This is a genomic window from Sphingobium anseongense, assembly GCF_037725245.1.
Taxonomy (GTDB): Bacteria; Pseudomonadota; Alphaproteobacteria; order Sphingomonadales; family Sphingomonadaceae; genus Sphingobium.
The window spans coordinates 26,118-46,823 of record NZ_JBBJUL010000007.1; the positions used below are offsets into that span (position 1 = coordinate 26,118).

General features: G+C 66.5%; 21 protein-coding genes and 1 tRNA gene. 11 read left to right on the forward strand and 11 right to left on the reverse strand.

The genetic code is table 11. From position 1 onward, the window contains the following. Positions 1-7 precede the first annotated feature (7 nt). The 5 genes from WG908_RS10945 to WG908_RS10965 all read right to left on the reverse strand — a co-directional run bounded on the left by WG908_RS10945 (position 8) and on the right by WG908_RS10965 (position 4,865). Complete coding sequence (locus WG908_RS10945; RefSeq protein ID WP_340186621.1) at positions 8-1,180, reverse strand: mechanosensitive ion channel family protein; 1,173 nt, start codon at positions 1,178-1,180, stop codon at positions 8-10. Between the two features lie 21 nt (positions 1,181-1,201). Beyond that, complete coding sequence (locus tag WG908_RS10950; protein WP_340186622.1) at positions 1,202-2,203, reverse strand: DNA topoisomerase IB; 1,002 nt, start codon at positions 2,201-2,203, stop codon at positions 1,202-1,204. Positions 2,204-2,282: 79 nt separating this feature from the next. Next, complete coding sequence (locus WG908_RS10955) at positions 2,283-3,374, reverse strand: acyltransferase family protein (RefSeq protein ID WP_340186623.1); 1,092 nt, start codon at positions 3,372-3,374, stop codon at positions 2,283-2,285. Continuing rightward, positions 3,371-4,714: a DUF5935 domain-containing protein gene (locus tag WG908_RS10960; RefSeq protein ID WP_340186624.1), complete on the reverse strand. Its 1,344-nt coding sequence runs from the start codon at positions 4,712-4,714 to the stop codon at positions 3,371-3,373. The genes WG908_RS10955 and WG908_RS10960 overlap by 4 nt, the downstream gene beginning before the upstream one ends. Continuing rightward, on the reverse strand, positions 4,707-4,865 hold the full coding sequence (locus WG908_RS10965; protein ID WP_340186625.1) for a hypothetical protein: 159 nt from the start codon (positions 4,863-4,865) through the stop codon (positions 4,707-4,709). The genes WG908_RS10960 and WG908_RS10965 overlap by 8 nt, the downstream gene beginning before the upstream one ends. Before the next feature lie 100 nt (positions 4,866-4,965). Between WG908_RS10965 and WG908_RS10970 the strand changes: the two genes are divergently transcribed. Both WG908_RS10970 and WG908_RS10975 read left to right on the forward strand, forming a co-directional pair. Beyond that, on the forward strand, positions 4,966-6,192 hold the full coding sequence (locus WG908_RS10970; protein ID WP_340186626.1) for a TIGR04063 family PEP-CTERM/XrtA system glycosyltransferase: 1,227 nt from the start codon (positions 4,966-4,968) through the stop codon (positions 6,190-6,192). Positions 6,193-6,202: 10 nt separating this feature from the next. Continuing rightward, the gene (locus WG908_RS10975) at positions 6,203-7,006 is read left to right on the forward strand and encodes a hypothetical protein (protein WP_340186627.1); all 804 of its coding nucleotides are present in this window, start codon (positions 6,203-6,205) and stop codon (positions 7,004-7,006) included. Positions 7,007-7,013: 7 nt separating this feature from the next. Here the strand turns inward: WG908_RS10975 and WG908_RS10980 are convergent, their stop codons facing one another. Further along, positions 7,014-7,385, reverse strand: coding sequence for a hypothetical protein (locus tag WG908_RS10980; RefSeq protein WP_340186628.1), 372 nt, complete (start codon positions 7,383-7,385; stop codon positions 7,014-7,016). Positions 7,386-7,685: 300 nt separating this feature from the next. On the opposite strand from WG908_RS10980, the gene WG908_RS10990 reads away from it, so the two are divergent. Together WG908_RS10990 and WG908_RS10995 are read left to right on the forward strand one after the other, a co-directional pair. Then, a complete protein-coding gene (locus WG908_RS10990; protein WP_340186629.1) occupies positions 7,686-8,354 on the forward strand; it encodes a S24 family peptidase in 669 nt (222 codons plus the stop codon). Between the two features lie 47 nt (positions 8,355-8,401). Next, positions 8,402-9,319, forward strand: coding sequence for an XdhC family protein (locus tag WG908_RS10995; protein WP_340186630.1), 918 nt, complete (start codon positions 8,402-8,404; stop codon positions 9,317-9,319). On the opposite strand, the gene WG908_RS11000 is transcribed toward WG908_RS10995, so the two are convergent. The 3 genes from WG908_RS11000 to acs are packed head-to-tail and all read right to left on the reverse strand — an operon-like array spanning position 9,320 to position 13,504. Next, a complete protein-coding gene (locus WG908_RS11000) occupies positions 9,320-9,505 on the reverse strand; it encodes a YbdD/YjiX family protein (RefSeq protein ID WP_340186631.1) in 186 nt (61 codons plus the stop codon). Then, the gene (locus tag WG908_RS11005) at positions 9,502-11,550 is read right to left on the reverse strand and encodes a carbon starvation CstA family protein (RefSeq protein WP_340186632.1); all 2,049 of its coding nucleotides are present in this window, start codon (positions 11,548-11,550) and stop codon (positions 9,502-9,504) included. The genes WG908_RS11000 and WG908_RS11005 overlap by 4 nt, the downstream gene beginning before the upstream one ends. A gap of 1 nt (position 11,551) precedes the next feature. Further along, the gene (gene acs, locus WG908_RS11010; RefSeq protein WP_340186633.1) at positions 11,552-13,504 is read right to left on the reverse strand and encodes an acetate--CoA ligase; all 1,953 of its coding nucleotides are present in this window, start codon (positions 13,502-13,504) and stop codon (positions 11,552-11,554) included. A gap of 134 nt (positions 13,505-13,638) precedes the next feature. Here acs and WG908_RS11015 point away from each other — a divergent pair. The 4 genes from WG908_RS11015 to WG908_RS11030 all read left to right on the forward strand — a co-directional run bounded on the left by WG908_RS11015 (position 13,639) and on the right by WG908_RS11030 (position 16,331). Further along, a tRNA-Ala gene (locus tag WG908_RS11015) sits at positions 13,639-13,714 on the forward strand. A gap of 42 nt (positions 13,715-13,756) precedes the next feature. Further along, positions 13,757-14,524 (forward strand): NUDIX hydrolase, encoded by a 768-nt coding sequence (locus tag WG908_RS11020; protein WP_340186634.1) that lies wholly within the window; start codon positions 13,757-13,759, stop codon positions 14,522-14,524. Positions 14,525-14,529: 5 nt separating this feature from the next. Beyond that, the gene (locus WG908_RS11025; protein ID WP_340186635.1) at positions 14,530-15,255 is read left to right on the forward strand and encodes an extensin-like domain-containing protein; all 726 of its coding nucleotides are present in this window, start codon (positions 14,530-14,532) and stop codon (positions 15,253-15,255) included. Between the two features lie 38 nt (positions 15,256-15,293). Further along, positions 15,294-16,331: a COX15/CtaA family protein gene (locus tag WG908_RS11030; protein WP_340186636.1), complete on the forward strand. Its 1,038-nt coding sequence runs from the start codon at positions 15,294-15,296 to the stop codon at positions 16,329-16,331. A 17-nt stretch (positions 16,332-16,348) separates the two neighbouring features. Here WG908_RS11030 and WG908_RS11035 read toward each other — a convergent pair whose 3' ends face one another. Both WG908_RS11035 and ychF read right to left on the reverse strand, forming a co-directional pair. Then, positions 16,349-16,885 (reverse strand): DNA-deoxyinosine glycosylase, encoded by a 537-nt coding sequence (locus tag WG908_RS11035; RefSeq protein ID WP_340186637.1) that lies wholly within the window; start codon positions 16,883-16,885, stop codon positions 16,349-16,351. After that, complete coding sequence (gene ychF / locus WG908_RS11040; protein WP_340186638.1) at positions 16,851-17,951, reverse strand: redox-regulated ATPase YchF; 1,101 nt, start codon at positions 17,949-17,951, stop codon at positions 16,851-16,853. The genes WG908_RS11035 and ychF overlap by 35 nt, the downstream gene beginning before the upstream one ends. 389 nt (positions 17,952-18,340) lie before the next feature. On the opposite strand from ychF, the gene rimP reads away from it, so the two are divergent. The 3 genes from rimP to WG908_RS11055 are packed head-to-tail and all read left to right on the forward strand — an operon-like array spanning position 18,341 to position 20,695. After that, the gene (gene rimP / locus WG908_RS11045; protein ID WP_340186639.1) at positions 18,341-18,865 is read left to right on the forward strand and encodes a ribosome maturation protein RimP; all 525 of its coding nucleotides are present in this window, start codon (positions 18,341-18,343) and stop codon (positions 18,863-18,865) included. Positions 18,866-18,875: 10 nt separating this feature from the next. Next, a complete protein-coding gene (nusA, locus tag WG908_RS11050; RefSeq protein WP_340186640.1) occupies positions 18,876-20,447 on the forward strand; it encodes a transcription termination factor NusA in 1,572 nt (523 codons plus the stop codon). Between the two features lie 5 nt (positions 20,448-20,452). After that, the gene (locus WG908_RS11055) at positions 20,453-20,695 is read left to right on the forward strand and encodes a tautomerase family protein (RefSeq protein ID WP_340186641.1); all 243 of its coding nucleotides are present in this window, start codon (positions 20,453-20,455) and stop codon (positions 20,693-20,695) included. The last annotated feature ends 11 nt before the right edge of the window (positions 20,696-20,706 follow it).

Consider the following 20,706-nt stretch of genomic DNA (forward strand, 5'->3'; position numbering starts at 1 on the left):
GCCCCGGTCAGCGTTCGTCCCTGTCCTTGTCCGTCCGCACCACCTGCTGCACCTCCGGATAGGGCATGATCGTGCGTCCGTCGGGCGCGGCGGTGAAACTGGTCTGCGTCGGATAGGCGAATTCCAGGCCCTCGGCATTGAACCGCTTGAGGATGGCCAGGCCGACGTCGTGCCGGATCCGATAGATCGCATCCCAGTCCGGCAGATAGACGTCGAACTCGACCTCGAAATCCAGGCTGCTCGCGCCAAAGCCGATAAAGCCGCTGCGCACGAAAATCCCGCCCAGCCCCTCGATGATCTCCCTTAGAATATCGGGAATGCGCCCGGCGAGTTCGGGGTCGGTCTGGTAAATCACGCCAAAGGCGAACTTGATCCGGCGATGATCGAGCGTCTGGTAGCTGGTGATTTCCTTTTGCAGCAGGTTGGCGTTGGAAATGACCTTCTTCTCGCCGGTCACCGCGCGCAGCCGCGTGGACTTGAGTCCGATCTGCTCCACGGTGGCGGTGGTCGTGTCATAATTGATTGTCTCGCCCCGCCGGAACGGCTTGTCGAAGATGATCGAAAGCGCGGCGAACAGGTCCGAAAAAATGCCCTGCGCGGCCAGGCCGATGGCGATGCCGCCGACGCCCAGGCCCGCGACCAGCCCGGTGACGTTGACGCCCAGATTGTCGAGCACGACGATCAGCGCGATCGCGAACAGCGCCACCGTCACCAGCACCCGGATCAGCGACATCGCGTTGGCCAGCGTGTCGGCATGTCCATCGCCTGCGGTCTTGCGCTCGATAAGGCCCAGGACGATTTCGCGCGCCCAGATGGCGCACTGGAACACGGCGGCGATGGTGAACAGGAAGTTGATGGTCGTGCGGACCAGTTCGGGCGGCGCGGCATAGCCCGCCACCAGCCGCGCGGCGACCATCACCATGAAGAAATGGGTCGTCCTGGCGAACGCCCGGCCAAGCACATTGGTCAGGCCCAGCGTGTCGCCCGGCTTGCCCTTGATCCGCTTGCCAAAGCTGCGCAGCGCGGCGAGCGCGAGATAGATCAGGAAGCCCGCGCCGGCGGCGATCATGATCTGGGCCGCGTGCGCGCTGATCCAGGCCAGCGTTCCGTCCCACATCTGGTCGATATTCAGCGGCTTGTCGGTCAGGCCGACGATCTTCACGTCCTGCTTTTGCGCCATCTGCGTCATCTATCCTGTCTGTCAGGCCGCGAGCGATATCGGCTGCTGCGCGGCGATCTGGTCGAGGAACGCGATCAGCCCGCGTTCGGCGCGGGACAGATAGCGCGTCCGGCGCGGCAGGCGAAGCCCTTCGCGCCATTCATCCTGTCCATCCTGGCACAGCGCGATCAGCGCCGGGTGGATATAGCTCTTGCGACTGATCGCGGGCGTATTTCCCAGCGCCGCGGCGACCGGTTCGATCATGGCCTTCAACGATATATGCCCTTGCGCCAATATTTCGTAGGCAATGGCCGACGCGCCCCAGGTGCGGAAATGCTTGGCGGTAAAGCTGCCCCCCATCGCCTCGGCGATATAGGCGTTGACGTCGGACGAGGTGATCGGTCGCGCCTCGCCGGCTTCGTCCAGATATTGGAACAGATGCTGCCCCGGCAGATCCTGCACCGCACGCACGAAGCGCAGCAATCGCTTGTCGGTGACGGTCACGTCCTGGACCTTGCCCGACTTGGCGCGATAGCGCAGCCGCAGCGCCTTGCCGGTCAGGTCGTAATGCCGCCGCCGCAGCGTCGTCGCGCCAAAGCTCTTGTTGGCGGCGGCATATTGTTCGTTGCCGACCCGCACCTTGGCCAGGTCGAGCAGGCGCACGACCGCCGCCAGCGTGCGTTGCTTGTTCAGCCCGCGCGTCGACAGGTCCGCCTCGATCCGCGCGCGCAGCCTTGGCAGCGCCCGGCCGAAATCCGGGCAGCCGGCATATTTCTCCGCCTCGCGCGCCGCGCGGAAATCGGCATGATAGCGATATTGCTTGCGCCCCCGGTCGTCATAGCCGATCGCCTGGATATGACCCGCGCCATCCGGGCAGAACCAGCAGTCGCGATAGGCGGGCGGCATGGCGATGGCGTTCAGCCGGTCGATTTCGTCGCGGTCGACGATTCGCGCGCCATCGGCACGATAATAGGCCCAGCCATGTTTCAATGCCCGGCGGGTGATGCCTGGGCTGCTGTCGTCGGCGTGAACGATTATGACCATGGGGTGCGGCATGTCCTTACCGCCTTCAAAACCCGCCGCTCGCCACCCTGTTCCCCCGCGCCGGCATTTGCCGGGGCGATCAGCGCAGCCGCACCGGGCTGGCCGTCCCCGTCCGGCGATGGCGGGGCAGGGCGCGCCCCAGCCACGCCCGTCCCGGCTTTTCGATGCCTTCGTGCAGAATGACCGACGCGATGAACAGGATCAGCAGGAAGCCCGCCGCCGTCCCGGTGCCGACCGTGCCGGCATCGTCCACGCACAGTATCTTGAACCCGATCCACAGCATGAAATGCGCCAGATAGGTCGCATAGCTTATCTGCCCCAGATAGACGAACGGCCGCCAGTGCAGCGGATTGCGGGCAAAGCCCGACGCATGGGCGAGCGCCAGGATCAGGCAGGCGGCGCCAGCGGGAAAGGTCCAGATCTCGCTGCCCCGGCCGTTCGACCACAGACCCCAGAACAGGGCGACGCCCGAAAGCGACAGGATCATCGACAGCAGGTCGCTGTCCCGGCCCCGCAGCCAGAAAGCGCACAGCAGCGCGCCGCAGGAAAATTCGACGAGGCAACGGATCAGGCCAAAGCGCGGGATGTCCCCGCCCAAAGTCGTCTGCCCGCCTTCGAGCATCACAAGGAACAGGCAGGCCATCAGGATGATCATGCCCGCCAGCAGGTTGGGCCGACGCGCACGGCCGATCGGCGTCCACAGCACCAGCGCCGGGAACAGCAGATAGGCGGCGAATTCGGCGCTGATCGACCAGGCCGGGTGGTTCCACTGCAGTTCGGTCGTCAATCCCCAATTCTGCATCATCGCGACGTGCAGCGGCAATTCGCGCCAGGGATAGCCGCCCATGTCGCGCCCCGTCAGCCCCAGCGTCGCGGCGAACGCGATCGTTCCCGCCAGCATCACGGCGTAGAGCGGATAGATGCGCGCGAAGCGCCGGTAGAGGAAGTCGGGGATCGCACCTGCACCATGGCGCACCAGCGCGCCATGTGCCGACAGGTAGATGACGAAGCCCGACAGCAGGAAGAAGAAATCGACCGCCAGATAGCCCTTGTCCGCCGCCTGCATCGCCGGCACCGGCAGCCAGGGCAGCGACGCGCGCATATGATAGAGCACGACCAGCCAGGCGGCGAGGCCACGCGCGGACGTCAGGCTGCGCAATTCGCCCTTCATGCCGTCGCCCTTGCCAGCATCGGCGGCTGTGCCTGCGCCCTGCGCCGCCGCGCAAGATAGGTGTCGAGGCCGATGTGCAGCGACAGCAGCATGAAAACGAACGGCTGATAGGCGATGCCGATGAACAGCGCGCCCAGCAGATAGACAAGGTGCCCCTGTTGCAACGCCAGCGCCAGCGGCGCGATCCACGCGTTGGCCGGCGTCGTGTCGCGCGCATAACGCCGCCGGATCGCTTCGGTCCGCGCCAGCGAGATGAGGTGGATCAGGCTCCACAGGAAGAAGCCGAAATAGCCCTGTTCGCCCAGCATTTCGAAATAGGCGCTATGATAGGCGCGCCCCTTGTCGGTGACGATCCGCGCCTCGCTGCGCCCGAACTCGCTGATCGCCGCCGGCACCTTGTAGGTAAAGCTGTTGGCCAGATAATTGTCGAACCCGCCGCCGCCCGGATGCTGCTTCACATAGTCGAGCGTCCACATCCACACCGCCACGCGGGTCGACGCGCTTTCGTCGCCCTGGTGATTCTCGATCGTCGACATGCGGTCGGTAAAGCTGGCGGGCAGGAAGGGGATCGTCAGCAGCGCGGCGAACGCCAGCAGCGGGCCATAAAGGAACCGCTTCTTCGACCGCATCAGCACCAGCCCGCACAGCAGGACGATGCACACCAGCCCGGTGCGCGTCTCGGTGCCGATGGGGATCAGCAGGCACGCGCCGATCAGCGCCACCGCGAACAGGCGCACGCGCCAGTCGCCCGGCGGAAACACCGTGCCATGCCGCGCCAGCCACCAGATCAGCGGGATGATCGCGATGGCGATGGTCGATATCGTGCTGCCTTCATACATGCCGCTATTGTCGGTCACCATCAGGTTGAGCACGCCATAGCCGCCGCCCGCCAGCGCCGTCTTCATGCCGCCGTTGATGATGATCGTGCTCGCGCACAGCACCATGAACAGCGCCAGCGCCTCGATCCGCAGCTTGGTGCGCAACGTGAGCGGCAGGAAGATCGCGAAGACCATCGCCTTCCACACCCAGTCCCATTTGGTCAGCGCCTCGACCGGGAAGTCGGCGGTCATCGTCGTATAACCGCAATAGCCCAGCAGCATCAGCATAAGCCCCTGCCGGATCGAAAAGCGGCAATCCTTCTTGTCGTCGACCAGCAGCCATGCCCCCGCCGCCAGCAGGAAGGCGAGCGCCGAGATGGGAATGGAATTGAGCAGCACATAGGACAGCCGCTGGGGCGAAACGATGTCGATATAGGCATAGGCCGCGACCAGCAGGAACGGACGCTTGAACCCCATCAGGAAGAACAGGCCCAGAAAGGCGATGAAGAACAGGTCACGCATGGCGCGAATCGGCACTATTGGCGTTGGCGCGCATGTCAGCCCCGTCGCCGTCGCCCGGCGGATCGCGATCGAGGTCGGGCCGCCACGACAGCCGCCATGCGGCGAGCAGGATCACGCCGTGGCTCAGCAACAGTGTAAAGGCGTCGATCATCTGTGCTGGCCGGGTCCGTCCTGTGGGCGCGCGTGAATATGCCCTCCCTAACCGGACAGAGTTGACGGGCCGTTAAACCTTTTGCGGCAATAGGTTGGTCATGACTCGCATCCTGCACGTCCTTGACCACAGCTTGCCGCTGCACAGCGGCTATACCTTCCGCACCCGCGCCATATTGCGCGCGCAGATGGCCAGGGGCTGGCAGGTGCGCGGGCTGACCGGCCGCCGCCATGGCGGCGACGGGCCGGACGTGGAGCAGGTCGACGGCCTCACCTTTCACCGCACCCCCGGCCCGCCGTCCACCGGCAACGCGCTGTTGCGCGAATGGCGCGACATCGCCGCCCATGCCGACGCGATCGAACAATTGGTGGGCGAATGGCGGCCGGACATCATCCACGCCCATTCCCCGGTCCTCAACGCCATCGCCGCCCAGCGCGTCGCGCGCCGCCACGGCATTCCGATGCTCTATGAGATTCGCGCCTTCTGGGAAGATGCGGCGGTCGGCAACGGCACCGGCGCGGAAGGCAGCCCACGCTACTGGCTCACCCGCCAGCTCGAAACCCATGCCGTGCGCGCCGCCGATGCGGTCGCCGTGATCTGCGACGGACTGCGCGCCGACCTGGTCGCGCGCGGAGTGGACGCGGCCAAGATCATCGTGTCGCCCAACGGCGTCGACATGGAACAGTTCGGCGTGCCCGCGCCGCGCGACCCGGCGCTCACGGCAAAGCTGGGGCTGGAGGGGGCCGACGTCGTCGGCTTCATCGGCAGCTTCTACGATTATGAAGGGCTGGACGACCTGATCGCCGCCATGCCGCGACTCGTGCGCGCCCGGCCCAGCGCCAGGCTGCTGCTGGTCGGCGGCGGCCCATGCGAGGACGCATTGCGCGCGCAGGCGACCGCATCGCCCTTTGCCGACCATATCGTCTTCGTCGGCCGCGTGCCGCACGATCAGGTCGAACATTATTATGCCCAGGTCGACATCCTGGCCTACCCGCGCAAGGCGATGCGCCTGACCGATCTGGTGACGCCGCTCAAGCCGCTCGAAGCGATGGCGCAGGGCCGGCTGGTCGCCGCGTCCAGCGTCGGCGGCCATCGCGAACTGATCGAGGACGGCGTCACCGGCACGCTGTTCGCGCCGGACGATCCCGCCGCGCTCGCCGCCGCGCTCGCCGGCCTGTTCGCCGATCGCGCGACCTGGGACGAACGCCGGGCGATCGCGCGCGCTTTTGTCGAGGACCAGCGCAACTGGTCCGCCAACATCCTGCGCTACGAGCCGGTGTACCAGCGGCTGCTGGGCGCGTCCGGCCCGGCACGGGCGGCGGCATAGCGGCGTCCTCATGCGAACGAAGGGCAAAATACGCAACAGGGATGCCGCGCTGGCCGCGCTGGCGGGGGCCGGCGCTGCACTTGCGATAATATGGACGCCGGTGGGGGTGATCGAAACGCTGGTCGCGTCGACCGGCCTTTCCGAAGCGATCCCCGCCGCCGCGCCGCCGCTGGGCCTCAACGCCCGGCTGCTGATTGCCGCCTTCGCCGCGTTGATGGCGGTCGGGCTGGTTTGGTCGATGGGTATGAAAAGCGGACGCAAGCATGCGCCAGCCAAGGGAGACAGAAAAATGGGTTTCGCACTATCCAAGCTGACCGCGTTCGCGCGCGGCCGGTCCAGAGGCATGTCGGCGGACAGCCGCCCCGCGCTGCGCCGCGCAGACGCGCATCCCGATGCGCCGGCGCGCGCGCCGATATTCGCCAATCGCGATTTCGACGGACTCGACATCTTCAATCGCGTCGCCGGTCGCGCCCGCGCCGAAGGCCAGCCCGCCGTCGCGATGCCCAGCGTGCCCGAAACGCCGTCGCCGTCGATATCGGCCGAACCCGAACGGCTCCAGCCCGAGCCGCGCTTTGGTCCTGCCCCGGCGCCCGCGCCGACCGGTCATCTGTCGCTGACCCAGCTGACCGAACGGCTCGAACGGGGTCTGGCCCAGCGCGTCGCGGCTGCACCCGCGCCGACCGACCGGGGCGTGATCGCCGACATGCCGGTGGCGGCCGCCGTGCCGGTGCGCGACGCGGTGGAGCCGGATACCGACGAAGCGCTGCGCGCCGCGCTCGGCACGTTGCGCACCATGGCTGCCCGCACGCGCTGACCGCCCGCTACCATTCCTCGATCGTCAGCGCCGACAGCTCGACCTCGGTTCCGCCGTCCGACGCGCGGACCGCGTCGATCGTGATGTCGGCGACGAAATGGCCATGCAGCGCCCATTCGGCCTCGCCTATGCCGTCGATCAGAGCGCGCTGCCGCGCGTCGGCGTCCGCGCCGTCGATATGCAGCGTGATGACGTGCCGCCGCCCCTGGAACAGGGCGCTGCACCAGGGCCTGCTCGCCTTGCGCAACAGCGCGCACGGATCGCCTGCCCGCGCCATGATCTGGCGCAGCAATTGGGGCAGGGGATCGCGCCGCCTTTTTCCTATGGCTCCATAGTCGACCAGATTGGGCTGGCTGAAAACATGATCCATGCTTGTCATCGGCACGCGCTCCTGCGATATGTGTTCATGAAATGTTCTACTCGTCTCCTCATGCGTTCGCCCGGCTCGCGGCCTTGTCGCAGGTCGAACACGAGCCGTGGGTCACGCACGCAATCGCGTCCAAATCGCGTGGCGGCGATGTCATGTTCGCGAAGAAAGGCCTCGATCGTGCGCAATAACATCTTTTGGTAACTCCCGTTGTCCAGCATCAACTCGCCCCCTGCGAATCGATAGGGTTATTCCTATCTCTAGGCCAATTTCCTACTTGTCTAGGAAAATTCCTATCATTATGGACAGGATATGGATGAATCTCACAACGCCCGTATGGTGCTCGACCGGCTGATCGCGGAACGGGGCGAAAATTATGCGGATCTGTCGCGCCTGATCGGCCGCAACCCCGCTTATATTCAACAGTTCATCAAGCGCGGGACGCCGCGCAAGCTGGACGAGGAAGACCGGCGCGTGCTTGCCCGCTATTTCGGCGTCGCCGACCATCTGCTCGGCGGCACGACGGCGCCTGCCGCGCCGCCGCTCCGCACCCGCGCGATGCCCGCCATCGTCGCCGTGCCGCGCCTGTCGCTCGGCGCGTCGGCGGGCGTCGGCACGCTCGACGATGACGAGCGCGCCGCCGGCGTCATGGCCTTCGACGCGCACTGGCTGCGCCATCTGGGCGTGCGGCCGCAGCGCGTGGCGATCATCCGCGTTGACGGCGAATCGATGGCTCCGACGCTCAGCGACGGCGACGACATCATGGTCGACCATGATGATGATGCGACGCGGCTGCGCGATGGCGTTTATGTGCTGCGGCTCGATGGCGTGCTGATGGTCAAGCGCATCGCGATCGGTCCGTTGCGCGGCCATTTCAGCGTTATCAGCGACAATGCCCATTATCCCGACTGGACCGATATCGATCCCGCCCTGGTCGACATCGTCGGTCGGGTCGTATGGACCGGGCGACGACTGGTTTAGGCACGCGTCTGTCCCTATTTTGGCGGACCAGGGCAGGAGACAGGCATGTGAACGACAATGGCGCGGTGATCGCCAGGGCACTGGAATGGCGCGGCAGCCCCATGGCGCTGGCGACGGTCATATCCACATGGGGATCGGCCCCGCGACCGCGCGGCAGCCACATGCTGATCCACGCCGATGGCCGGTTCGAAGGCAGCGTGTCGGGCGGCTGCGTCGAAACCGACATATTTCAGCGCGCGGGCGAAGTGATCGCCGGGCGGGCGGGCCACGTCGCCACCTATGGCGTGGCCGATGGCGACGCCTGGGCCGTCGGCCTGCCGTGCGGGGGCGAGATCGCGGTGCTGATCCAGCCGGTCTCGGACGCCGGGTTCACGCCTGCCCTGTTCGGCCGGATCGCGGCGGCGTCGGCGCGCGGGCAGGGGATCGCCCTATCGACAGACCTCGCCACGGCCATCACCCGCGAAGGCGCGATAGAGGGCCGGTTCGTCAACCGCTACGATCCGCCCCGCCGCCTGCTGATCGTCGGCGCGGTCCAGATCGCCCAGTCGCTCGGCCCCCTGGCGCGCGCGATCGGCGTGACCCCGGTCGTGATCGACCCGCGCGGCCGTTTCCTGACCGCCGAACGCTTCCCCGGCGTGGAACTGGACGACCGCTGGCCCGATGACGCCATCGCCGCGCGCCATCCCGGCGCATCGACGGCGGTGGTGACATTGAGTCACGACATCAAGATCGACGACCCGGCCCTCGCCGCGGCGATCCGCGCGCCGACCGGCTACATCGCCGCGCTCGGCTCGCGCCGCAGCCACGCCGCGCGGCTGGAACGGCTGGGCGCGATGGGGTTCGGTGCGGACGATCTGGCGCGGATCGACGGCCCGGCCGGGCTGGACATCGGCGCCGTCGGCGCGGCGGAAATCGCGCTGTCGATCGCGGCGGGGATGGTGGCGGGGTTCAATGCCAAAGGCTGATCAACAGCAGCGCCCGCCATTCTTTCCGCCATAGCGCGCTTCCTGCCGGTCGCGGAAAAAGGCGATCCGGTCCATCGCGGGTTCGCCCGCATGGTGCAGCGCCATGTGCCGCAAATAGGCGTCATAATCGGGCATGCCCACCATCAGCCGCGCGGTGCGGCGCAGCGTGTCGAGCAGGCCGATCATGCCGCCGCTGCCCGCAAATCGGGAATTTCCCGCGTCGTCGACGCCCCGATCCGCCGCGCCGCTAGGACACTGCGGACGGCGAAGGCCAGCACCGCCAGCACCACGATCAGGAACAGCGCCACCAATCCCGCGTCGATATAATCATTGACGATGATCTGCCGCATCTGCGCCATCGATATGGCCGGGGCCAGAACCTCGCCCCGCGCTGCCGCCGCGCCGAACTTTGCCGCATGCGACAGGAAGCCGACCTTGGGGTCATCGGAAAACAGCTTGAGCCACCCCGCCGACAGCGTGCAGACCAGCAGCCAGCCCGTCGGCAGCATCGTCACCCAGGCATAGCGGTCCTGCTTCATGCGGAACAGCACCACGGTTGCCAGCATCAGCGCCACGGCGGCCAGCATCTGGTTCGAAATGCCGAACACGGGCCACAGCGTATTGACCCCGCCCAGCGGGTCGGTGACGCCCTGATGGAGGAAGAAGCCCCAGGCAGCGACGGTCAGCGCGGTGGCGACGATGCCCGGCGCCATCCCCTGATTATTCTTGAAGCGCGGCGCGGCGAGGCCGATCAGGTCCTGAAGCATGAAGCGCCCGGCGCGCGTGCCCGCATCGACCGCCGTCAGGATGAACAGCGCCTCGAAGAGAATCGCGAAATGATACCAGAATGCCTTCATCGCCGGGCCGCCGACGACATGGCTGAAAATCTCCGCCATCGCCACCGCCAGCGTCGGCGCGCCGCCCGTCCGGCTGATGATGCTGTGTTCGCCGACATCCTTCGCCGTGTGGGTGATGAGGTCGGCGGAGATCGGAAAGCCCATCGCCGTGACCGCCGCCGATGCGCTTGCCGCATCGGTGCCGATGATCGCGCCGGGGCTGTTCATGGTGAAATAGATGCCGGGGTCCAGGATCGACGCTCCCACCAGCGCCATGATCGCGACGAACGCTTCCATCAGCATCGCGCCATAGCCGATGATCGGCGCATGGGCTTCGCTGGCGATCAGCTTGGGCGTGGTGCCGCTGGAAATCAGCGCATGGAATCCCGACACCGCGCCGCAGGCGATGGTGATGAACAGGAAGGGGAACAGGCCGCCCGACCAGACCGGCCCGCCGCCGTCCGCGAACTGGGTCAGCGCCGGCATTTTGAGCGGCGGCGCCATGATGACGATGCCGACCGCCAGCGCCGCGATTGCGCCAATCTTGAGGAAGGTGGACAGATAATCGCGCGGCGCGAGCAACAGCCATACCGGCAGCACCGAAGCGACCGCGCCATAGCCGATCAGTATCCAGCACAGGGTCAGCGGCGTGAAGGTGAAGATCGGCCCCCAATAGGGCGACTGGGCAATGGCCTGGCCATAGACGATCGCCGCCAGCAGGCCGATGAGGCCCAGCAGCGACACTTCACCGATCCGCCCCGGCCTGATCCAGCGGGTATAGACGCCCATCGCCATCGCCAGCGGCACGGTGGCGGCGACGGTGAACATCCCCCACGGGCTTTCGGCCAGCGCCTTGACCACGATCAGCGCCAGCACCGCCAGGATGATGACCATGATCATGAACGCCCCGAACAGCGCGATCGTGCCCGCGACCTGCCCCATTTCCATGCGGATCAGCTCGCCCAGCGACTTGCCGTCGCGGCGCATGGAAATGAACAGGATCATGAAATCCTGCACCGCGCCCGCCAGCACGACGCCGACGATGATCCACAGCGTTCCGGGCAGATAGCCCATCTGCGCCGCCAATACGGGTCCCACCAGCGGCCCCGCGCCCGCGATCGCCGCGAAATGATGGCCAAACAGCACCGCGCGTTCGGTCGGCACATAGTCGAGACCGTCGCCCCGCCGCACCGCAGGCGTCGGTCGCGCCGGGTCCAGCCGCATCACCGTGCGGGCGATGAAGCGCGCATAATAGCGATAGGCGACCAGGAAACAGCTGACCGCCGCGACCACGATCCACAGCGCGTTGACCGCCTCGCCGCGCGAAACCGCCACCACCGCCAGCGCCACCGCGCCCAGTATCGCGGTCATGATCCAGGGCAGGTGCCGGGTCATGTCAGTTCGACACCAGCTGGCTGTCGGCGATCAGCGTCTCGACCACCGAAGGATCGGCCAGCGTCGATATGTCGCCCAGCGATGACGTGTCGCCCTCGGCGATCTTGCGCAGGATGCGGCGCATGATCTTGCCCGACCGCGTCTTGGGCAAGGCGGGGGCGAACTGGATCGCGTCGGGGCTGGCGATCGGGCCGATCTCGCGCCGCACCCAGGCGACCAGTTCCTTGCGCAGCGCGTCGTCGCCGTCCTCGCCAGCATTGAGCGTGACATAGGCATAGATTCCCTGTCCCTTGATCGCGTGCGGAAAGCCGACCACCGCCGCCTCGGCGACCTTGGCATGGGCGACCAGCGCGCTTTCGACCTCGGCGGTGCCCATCCGGTGGCCGGACACGTTGATGACGTCGTCCACCCGCCCGGTGATCCAGTAATAGCCGTCGGCGTCGCGGCGGCATCCGTCGCCGGTGAAATAGCGCCCCGGATAGGTGGAAAAATAGGTCTGGAAGAAGCGCGCATGATCGCCATAGACCGTCCGCATCTGCCCCGGCCAGCTTCTGGCGATACACAGATTGCCCTCGGTTGCGCCTTCCAGCACGGCGCCCCCGGCATCGACCAGCAACGGTTCGACCCCGAAAAAGGGCAACGTCGCCGATCCCGGTTTCTGGTCGGTCGTCGCCGCCAGCGGCGCGATCAATATGCCGCCGGTTTCGGTCTGCCACCATGTATCGACGACCGGGCATCGCCCTTCGCCCACGACCCGGTGATACCATTCCCATGCTTCGGGATTGATCGGTTCGCCGACGCTGCCCAATATGCGGATCGACCGGCGCGACGTGCGCGTGACATAGTCGTCGCCCTCGCGCATCAGCGCGCGCAGCGCGGTCGGCGCGGTGTAGAAGATATTGACCTTCCACTTGTCGCACACCTGCCAGAACCGGCTGTGGTCGGGATGGTTGGGCACGCCTTCGAACATCAATGTCGTACCGCCATTGGCGAGCGGGCCGTAAACGACATAGCTGTGCCCGGTGACCCAGCCGACATCGGCGGTGCACCAGAAAACCTCGCCCGGCCGGTAATCGAAGACGATATCGAACGTCATCGCCGCCCACAACAGATAGCCGCCGGTGCTATGCAGCACCCCCTTGGGCGTGCCGGTGGACCCGGATGTGTAGAGGATGAACAGCGGGTCTTCGGCCCCCATCGGTTCGGGCGGGCAATCGGTCGCCGCCGCGTCGCGCGCCGGGCCATAGGGGATGTCGCGGCCCGGCGTCATCGCCACCTTGGTCCCGGTGCGCGCGATCACGATCACCGTCTCGACCGACGTGCATTGCACCAGCGCCGCATCGACATTGGCCTTGAGCGGCACCCTCTTGCCGCCGCGCAACCCTTCGTCGGCGGTCACCACCAACCGCGAATCGCAATCCCTGATGCGGCTGGCCAGGCTGTCGGGCGAAAAGCCGCCGAACACGATGCTGTGGATCGCGCCGATCCGCGCGCAGGCCAGCATTGCAAAGGCGGCCTCCGGGATCATCGGCAGGTACAGCGTCACCCGGTCGCCCCGCGCCACGCCCTGCTCCTTGAGGACATTGGCGAAGCGGCACACTTCCTCATGCAGCTGGCGATAGCTGATGACCCGGCTGTCGGCGGGATCGTCGCCTTCCCAGATGATCGCGGGCTGGTCGGGCCGCTCGCCCAGGTGCCGGTCGATGCAGTTTGCCGACAGGTTGATCACCCCGTCGGCAAACCATCTGACGCCGAAATCGGCCTCGTCGAAGCTGCTTTCGTCCGCCCGCGTCGGCGGCGTCGTCCATTCCAGCCGCGCCCGCGCCTGCTCCAGCCAGAAGGCATCCGGGTCGGCCTTCACCCGCGCGCGCATCGCTGCCACCATCGCGTCGGGATAGCGGGCCTGCGCGCGCAGGTCGGCGGGCACGGGGTAGAGCAGGGGGGTGTCGCTCATACAGGCTTCTCCATATCGTCGCCCGCAAAGCCGGGCGGATTTTGCTCCGATCTTGCACATCCTCACCGGCACGCCAACCCCGCAAAAGACCGTTGCAAGGCACGGATCGCTCGCTTATAGGGCTGTCTCCCTCGGGGGCCTTAGCTCAGCTGGGAGAGCGCGTCGTTCGCAATGACGAGGTCAGCGGTTCGATCCCGCTAGGCTCCACCAGGGACTTTACATGCTGGCGCGCGGTGCGCCACAGCAGCCGTCATGATCGATTCGAAACCAGACCGGCGGGCGGCGACGGTCGTGCTGCTGCGCGATCGGCCTGCGGCCCATCCCGAACTGCTGATGGTCCAGCGCGCTCACAGCATGGCCTTTGCCGCTGGCGCACTGGTGTTTCCCGGCGGTGCGCTGGACCCCGCCGACTTCGCCATCGCCCAGGGGCTGGGTCCGGCGCTCGCGCTCGACGAGCGTGCCTCGCGGGTCGCGGCCATTCGCGAAACGCTGGAGGAAAGCGGCATCGGCCTCGGCCTGCCGCAAGGTTTTCCCGCTCCCGCGCTGGCCGCCATGCGCGCGGCCCTGCATGACGGCGCGCCTTTCGCTGATCTGCTGGCGGACCATGGCGTCACCCTCGACATTCACTGCCTCACGCCTTTCGCGCGCTGGCATCCCGCCCGTGTCGATCATGTCCGCCGCGTGTTCGACACCCGCTTCTATCTGGCGCGCGCGCCGCGCGGGCAGGAAGCGACCGCCGACGCGACCGAAAATATCCGGCTGTTCTGGGCCGATGCGGCGGCGGTGATCGCGGCGTGCGACGCTGGCGATGGCCTCATCATCTTCCCCACCCGCCGCAATCTGGAACGGCTTGCCCAGTTCGCCGATTGCGCCGCCGCCATCGCCCACGCCATGGCGACGCCGGTTGAAACGGTCACGCCCTGGCTGGAGGATCGCGATGGCGTTCCCCATCTGTGCATCCCCACGCATCTGGGATATCCGATCACTTCGGAACCCTTTGCCAACGTGCCCCGTAACTAGGGGGCATGCGCCGACTACATCTGATCATCCGCCGCCTCCTGTGGATCGCCGCGCTGGCCGCACTGGCGCTGGCGGGCTTCGCCTTCCTTCGCCAGCGGCCGCAGGACCTGCCCTGGACCGATCTCGACCTGTCGCAACCTGTGGGCTTGTTCACCGGGCGAAAGCTCGCCGCGCTCACCCGTTCGCCCGCGCTCTGCCGCTCGCTGCTCGATCGCGCCGGCATAGCCTATGGCGCGATGGCGCCTGGCGGGACAGGGCAATGCGCCTATGCCGATGCCGTCCGCCTGAAGCCCCAAACAGGCGCCATCGCCCTGGCGCCCCCCGCCGTCGCGCCATCCTGCCCGGTCGCCGCCGCGCTGCGGCTGTGGGAATGGCATGTCGTCCAGCCCGCCGCACAGGCCCGTTTCGGCCAGCCGGTCCGCGCCATCCGCCATTTTGGCAGCTACAGCTGCCGCCGACTCTATGGTCGAAGCGAAGGCGATTTCAGCGAACATGCCACCGCCGATGCGATCGACATCGCCGGCTTCACCCTCGCCGATGGCCGGCGCATCACCGTGGTCGGCGGCTGGCAGGGGCAGGGGAAGGACGCCGCTTTCCTGCGCCAGGTTCGCGACGGCGCCTGCGACCTGTTCGCCACCGTGCTGTCGCCCGACTATAACGCCGCCCATCGCGACCATCTCCACCTCGACCAGGCCGAACGCGGCGCGACCGGGCGGCGCGCCTGCCGCTGATCTTGCCACCGCGCGCGCTTGTCGGCATGGACCGGGGCATGACCCTCCACCGTCCCTCCGCCGCCGCGCCGCGCCCGCTTGCCTTGTCGCGCTGGCTGCTCGCCGTTGCCGCTCTGGTCTTCATCATGGTCGTGGTCGGCGGCATCACCCGGCTGACCGAATCGGGCCTGTCGATCACTCAGTGGAAGCCGATCACCGGGGCGATCCCGCCGCTCACCCACGCGCAATGGATGGATGCCTTCCGCCTCTACCAGCAGATTCCCGAATATCGCGAAATCAACCGGGGCATGAGCCTGTCGGACTTCCAGTTCATCTTCTTCTGGGAATGGCTGCATCGGCTGCTTGGCCGGCTGATCGGCCTCGCCTTCGCGCTGCCGTTCGCCTGGTTCGCATGCACGCGCGCCATTCCGGCGGGCTATGGCCCCCGCCTCGTCGCCCTGCTGGCACTCGGCGGCTTTCAGGGCGCGATCGGCTGGTGGATGGTCACGTCCGGCCTGTCGGTCCGCACCGATGTCAGCCATTATCGCCTCGCCGTCCATCTCCTCACCGCGCTGTTCATCATCGGCGGGCTGGTGTGGACCGCGCTCGATCTGATCGCGCTCGACCACAGCCGCGCCGCGCCCGCGCGCCTCGTTCCCCTGTCGCTGGCGGCGCTTGCCATCCTGTTCGTGCAACTGCTGTTCGGCGCGTTCACCGCCGGGCTCAATGCCGGCTATGTCTCCAGCACATGGCCGCTGATGAACGACCATGTCGTTCCCGAAGGGATAGGCTGGCTGGGATCGCTTTGGGCCACCGTGTCGAACGATCCCTATCTCGTCCATTTCATTCATCGCTGGTGGGCATGGGTTGCCGCCGCCGCCCTGATCCTGCTCGCCCGCCGGGCAAGGGCGCGGGGGCAGCGCGCCGCGTCGATCGCGATCAACGCGGCGCTCGGCACCCAGATCGTTCTTGGCATCGCCACCGTGATCAGCGGCATCGCCCTGCCGCTCGCGGTGCTGCACCAGGCGGTCGGCGCGCTGCTGGTCGCCGCTGCGGCCTGGGGCGCGCACGGGGTCGGGGCCAGGTCCGCGCGATAAGGCGGCTTCGGCGCGGTTCAGCCGATCCAGTCGCGCAAGCCTCGCCAGGCCGCCCGCTTGGCGTCGCGCGAGATCGAGGCATAGGCGCCGCTGGACGAAGGCAGGTCGACCAGCGCGATCCCGGCGGTCGCGGCCAGCTGGCGGCGACCGTGCAGCGCGGCGGTCCTGCCGTTGAAGCCGACGGCCCGAAGCGCGGGGAGGGTCGCGACAAAAGCGTTCAGATCGCGCAATTGCGCGCTTCGGATCGCGCTGTCGAGGCTGCCCGTCCGCTCGGCCTGCTCGATCACGTCCCACAGGCCGACCCCGCGCGCCTTCAGCCGCTTCAGGCGCAGCGCATAGGGCTGCGCGCGCAGATCCTCGTCCAGCACGTCGCCCATCAACGCCCAGAAGGCATTGCCGCGATGGGCGTAATATTCGCCCTGCCTGATCGATGCGTCGCCGGGCAGGCTGCCCAGGATCAGCAAACGGGTGTCGGCGTCGACGCTGGGCGGGAAAGCGGACTTGGGCGGCAATGGGCGATCAGACGTTGAACCGGAACAGCATGATGTCGCCATCCTGCGTCACATATTCCTTGCCCTCGGCGCGCCACTTGCCATGCTCCCTGGCCCCGGCCTCGCCATTGAACTGGACATAATCGGCATAGGCCATGGTTTCGGCGCGGATGAAGCCCTTTTCGAAATCGGTATGGATCGCGCCCGCGGCCTGCGGCGCCTTCGATCCCTTGTGCACGGTCCAGGCGCGCGCTTCCTTTGGCCCCACGGTAAAGAAGGTGATGAGGCCCAGCAGTTCGTACCCCGCGCGAATGATGCGGGCCAATCCCGCTTCGGTCAGCCCCAGCGCTTCGAGATATTCGCCGCGCTCCTCGACCGGCATGGTCACCAGTTCCGCCTCGATCGCGGCGGACACGATCACCGCTTTGGCGCCTTCGGCCGCCGCCTTCTCGAACACGCGGGCGCTGAACGCATTGCCTTCCGATGCGGCCTCTTCCTCGACGTTGCAGACATAGAGGACGGGCTTGGCGGTCAGCAGTTGCGCCTGGGCGAACAGCCGCTGTTCCTCATCGTCGCGCGGCTGCGTCAGGCGGGCGGGCTTGCCCTCGCGCAGCAGGTCGAGCGCCTGCCCCAGGACGGCGGCGGCCGCCTTCGATTCCTTGTCGCCCTGCGCGCCTTTTTTCAACAGGTTGGGCACGCGCTTTTCCAGGCTTTCGAGGTCGGCCAGCATCAGTTCGGTTTCCACCGTCTCGGCGTCCGCGATCGGATCGACCTTGCCCTCGACATGGGTGATGTCGTCATCCTCGAAGCATCGCAGCACATGGACGATGGCGTCCACCTCGCGGATATTGGCCAGGAACTGGTTGCCCAGGCCCTCGCCCCTGGACGCGCCGCGGACCAGCCCGGCAATGTCGACGAAGGCCAGTTGCGTCTCGATGATCTTGGCCGACCCGCCGATCCTGGCGATCGTGTCCAGCCGCGGATCGGGCACCGCGACCTGCCCGACATTGGGTTCGATCGTGCAAAAGGGATAGTTCGCCGCCTGCGCCGCCTGCGTCTCGGTCAACGCATTGAACAGGGTGGACTTGCCCACATTGGGAAGCCCGACGATACCGCAACGAAAACCCATCTGTCTGCCTTTGACATGCGAAAAATATGGCGGGCCGATACAGGCTTATCGCGGCGAATGAAAGGGCGGGCGAATGGCGCACTGTCCTACAGTGCGGTGGGATGCTATCCTCACTGGCCATAGACCGTCCCGCCGATTGCTTATTGTAATATAATGTCCCGTCCGGGGTATAAAAAACCCGATCGAGCGTGAAAAGTGCGAAGTTAAGCGCCATCCCGCCCTGATGGTGAAGCGGCGCTCGACGGCTCCCGATCGGGCCTGACGAATAATGTTGCAGCCTTGCGCCTTCCCGCCTATATCGCCCCTGCTTCCTTACATCGTCAAACATGTCAGGGTCGCGGGTTCCAAGCCCGCGGCGGCAACAGCCTGTCTTGATATCTGGAGTTTGCATGGCGGAAATCGCCGACCTTAAAGCGCTGATCGAGCCGGAGGTGGAAGCCCTGGGCTTCGATCTCGTGCGCGTGAAGCTGTTCGGGTCGGGCGACGAGCGCACCTTGCAGATCATGGCCGAACGGCCCGACACCAAACAGCTGGTGATCGAGGATTGCGCCGCCATCTCGCGCCGCCTGTCGGACCTTCTGGACGAGGTCGATCCGATCGAGGAGGCCTATCGGCTGGAAGTCAGTTCGCCGGGCATAGATCGCCCGCTGACCCGGCTCCACGACTTTTCCGACTGGGCGGGCTTCGATGCGCGGATCACCGTGCTGGAAGCGATCGACGGGCGCAAGACGTTCAAGGGCCGGCTGATGCGGCTGGAGGGCGAGGATATAGTCTTTCAGGACGCCAAGGTCGGCGACCTGACGATTGCCTTCGCCAATGTCGAGGGCGCCAAGCTGGTGCTGACCGACGCACTTATTTCTGCTACCATGCCGCTGTCTTCCGAAGGCGCGGACGAAATCGAAACCGAAGGATAAGGGTTCTAGCATGGCCAACGCCATTTCCGCCAACCGGGCCGAACTGATCGCCATCGCCAATTCGGTGGCGTCGGAAAAGATGATCGACAAGGCGATCGTCATCGAGGCGATGGAAGATGCGATCCAGCGCGCAGCCCGCGCCCGCTACGGCGCCGAAAACGACATCCGCGCCAAGCTCGATCCCGACACCGGCGATCTGCGCCTGTGGCGCGTCGTCGAAGTGGTGGAAACGGTCGAGGACTATTTCAAGCAGGTCGATCTCAAGGCAGGGCAGAAGCTCAAGAAGGACGCCGTCGTCGGTGACTTCATCGTCGATCCGCTGCCCGCGATCGACCTGGGCCGCATCGACGCGCAGTCGGCCAAGCAGGTGATCTTCCAGAAGGTTCGCGATGCCGAGCGCGAGCGCCAGTTCGAGGAATTCAAGGATCGCGTCGGCGAAATCATCACCGGCGTCGTCAAGTCGGTCGAATTCGGCCATGTCGTCGTCAATCTGGGCAGGGCCGAAGGCGTCATCCGCCGCGACCAGCAGATCCCGCGCGAAGTCGTCCGCGTCGGCGACCGCATCCGGTCGGTGATCCTGAACGTGCGCCGCGAAAATCGCGGGCCGCAGATTTTTCTCAGCCGCGCGCATCCCGACTTCATGAAGAAGCTGTTCGCGCAGGAAGTCCCCGAAATCTATGATGGCGTCATCACCATCATGGCCGCCGCCCGCGATCCGGGCAGCCGCGCCAAGATCGGCGTCATCAGCCGCGACAGCAGCATCGATCCGGTCGGCGCGTGCGTCGGCATGAAGGGCAGCCGCGTGCAGGCGGTCGTGCAGGAAATGCAGGGCGAGAAGATCGACATCATTCCCTGGTCGGAGGATACGGCCACCTTCGTCGTCAACGCGCTTCAGCCCGCGCAGGTCGCCCGCGTCGTCATCGACGAGGAAGAAGAGCGGATCGAGGTGGTCGTCCCCGACGACCAGCTGAGCCTCGCCATCGGCCGTCGCGGGCAGAATGTCCGTCTCGCCAGCCAGTTGACCGGCAAGGCGATCGACATCATGACCGAAGCGGATGCGAGCGAGAAGCGCCAGAAGGAATTCGTCCAGCGCTCCGAAATGTTCCAGAACGAACTGGACGTGGACGAGACGCTGTCGCAACTGCTCGTTGCCGAAGGCTTCGGCGAGCTGGAAGAGGTCGCCTATGTCAGCATCGACGAGCTGGCCTCGATCGAGGGCTTCGACGATGATCTGGCCGCCGAGTTGCAGAACCGCGCGCAGGAAGCGCTCGAACGCCGCGAAGTTGCGGCGCGCGAAGAGCGTCGGAGCATGGGCGTCGAAGACGCGCTGGCCGAACTGCCGCATCTGACCGAAGCGATGCTGGTGACGCTTGGCAAGGCGGGTATCAAGACGCTCGACGATCTGGCTGACCTTGCAACCGATGAACTGGTGCAGAAGAAGCGCGTCGATCCCCGCCGCCGCAAAACCGACGCGACCGAGGACAAGGGCGGGGTCCTTGCCGCCTTCAGCCTGTCCGAAGAGCAGGGCAACGAGATCATCATGGCCGCGCGCGCCCACTGGTTCGAAGACGAGGAAGCCTGAGCCTCATGCCCTTCGTCGACATCCGCCTCGCCGGCAGCGCCACCCGCGAACAGAAAGCCGCGCTGGTTGCTGACATAACCCGGTCGCTCGTGCAGCGGCTGGGCAAGCCGGCGGCTGCGGTGCAGGTCAACATCATCGAGTTGTCGACGGAAAACTACGGCGCGGGCGGCCTGCTGGTCGCCGATCGGGCCGGCGCGTCCACTCTTCCTCCAAGGGAGGACGCCAATGCTGCGGTCACTCCCATATGAGGCGATAGGCG

Excerpts from the sequence above, each read along its gene's own strand:
- WG908_RS10945 (WP_340186621.1), bottom strand. The coding sequence starts at position 1,180 with ATGGCGCAAAAGCAGGACGTGAAGATCGTCGGCCTGACCGACAAGCCG.
- WG908_RS10950 (WP_340186622.1), bottom strand. The coding sequence starts at position 2,203 with ATGGTCATAATCGTTCACGCCGACGACAGCAGCCCAGGCATCACCCGC.
- WG908_RS10955 (WP_340186623.1), bottom strand. The coding sequence starts at position 3,374 with ATGAAGGGCGAATTGCGCAGCCTGACGTCCGCGCGTGGCCTCGCCGCC.
- WG908_RS10960 (WP_340186624.1), bottom strand. The coding sequence starts at position 4,714 with ATGCGTGACCTGTTCTTCATCGCCTTTCTGGGCCTGTTCTTCCTGATG.
- WG908_RS10965 (WP_340186625.1), bottom strand. The coding sequence starts at position 4,865 with ATGATCGACGCCTTTACACTGTTGCTGAGCCACGGCGTGATCCTGCTC.
- WG908_RS10970 (WP_340186626.1), top strand. The coding sequence starts at position 4,966 with ATGACTCGCATCCTGCACGTCCTTGACCACAGCTTGCCGCTGCACAGC.
- WG908_RS10975 (WP_340186627.1), top strand. The coding sequence starts at position 6,203 with ATGCGAACGAAGGGCAAAATACGCAACAGGGATGCCGCGCTGGCCGCG.
- WG908_RS10980 (WP_340186628.1), bottom strand. The coding sequence starts at position 7,385 with ATGACAAGCATGGATCATGTTTTCAGCCAGCCCAATCTGGTCGACTAT.
- WG908_RS10990 (WP_340186629.1), top strand. The coding sequence starts at position 7,686 with ATGGATGAATCTCACAACGCCCGTATGGTGCTCGACCGGCTGATCGCG.
- WG908_RS11000 (WP_340186631.1), bottom strand. The coding sequence starts at position 9,505 with ATGATCGGCCTGCTCGACACGCTGCGCCGCACCGCGCGGCTGATGGTG.
- WG908_RS11005 (WP_340186632.1), bottom strand. The coding sequence starts at position 11,550 with ATGACCCGGCACCTGCCCTGGATCATGACCGCGATACTGGGCGCGGTG.
- acs (WP_340186633.1), bottom strand. The coding sequence starts at position 13,504 with ATGAGCGACACCCCCCTGCTCTACCCCGTGCCCGCCGACCTGCGCGCG.
- WG908_RS11020 (WP_340186634.1), top strand. The coding sequence starts at position 13,757 with ATGATCGATTCGAAACCAGACCGGCGGGCGGCGACGGTCGTGCTGCTG.
- WG908_RS11025 (WP_340186635.1), top strand. The coding sequence starts at position 14,530 with ATGCGCCGACTACATCTGATCATCCGCCGCCTCCTGTGGATCGCCGCG.
- WG908_RS11030 (WP_340186636.1), top strand. The coding sequence starts at position 15,294 with ATGACCCTCCACCGTCCCTCCGCCGCCGCGCCGCGCCCGCTTGCCTTG.
- WG908_RS11035 (WP_340186637.1), bottom strand. The coding sequence starts at position 16,885 with ATGGCGACATCATGCTGTTCCGGTTCAACGTCTGATCGCCCATTGCCG.
- ychF (WP_340186638.1), bottom strand. The coding sequence starts at position 17,951 with ATGGGTTTTCGTTGCGGTATCGTCGGGCTTCCCAATGTGGGCAAGTCC.
- rimP (WP_340186639.1), top strand. The coding sequence starts at position 18,341 with ATGGCGGAAATCGCCGACCTTAAAGCGCTGATCGAGCCGGAGGTGGAA.
- nusA (WP_340186640.1), top strand. The coding sequence starts at position 18,876 with ATGGCCAACGCCATTTCCGCCAACCGGGCCGAACTGATCGCCATCGCC.
- WG908_RS11055 (WP_340186641.1), top strand. The coding sequence starts at position 20,453 with ATGCCCTTCGTCGACATCCGCCTCGCCGGCAGCGCCACCCGCGAACAG.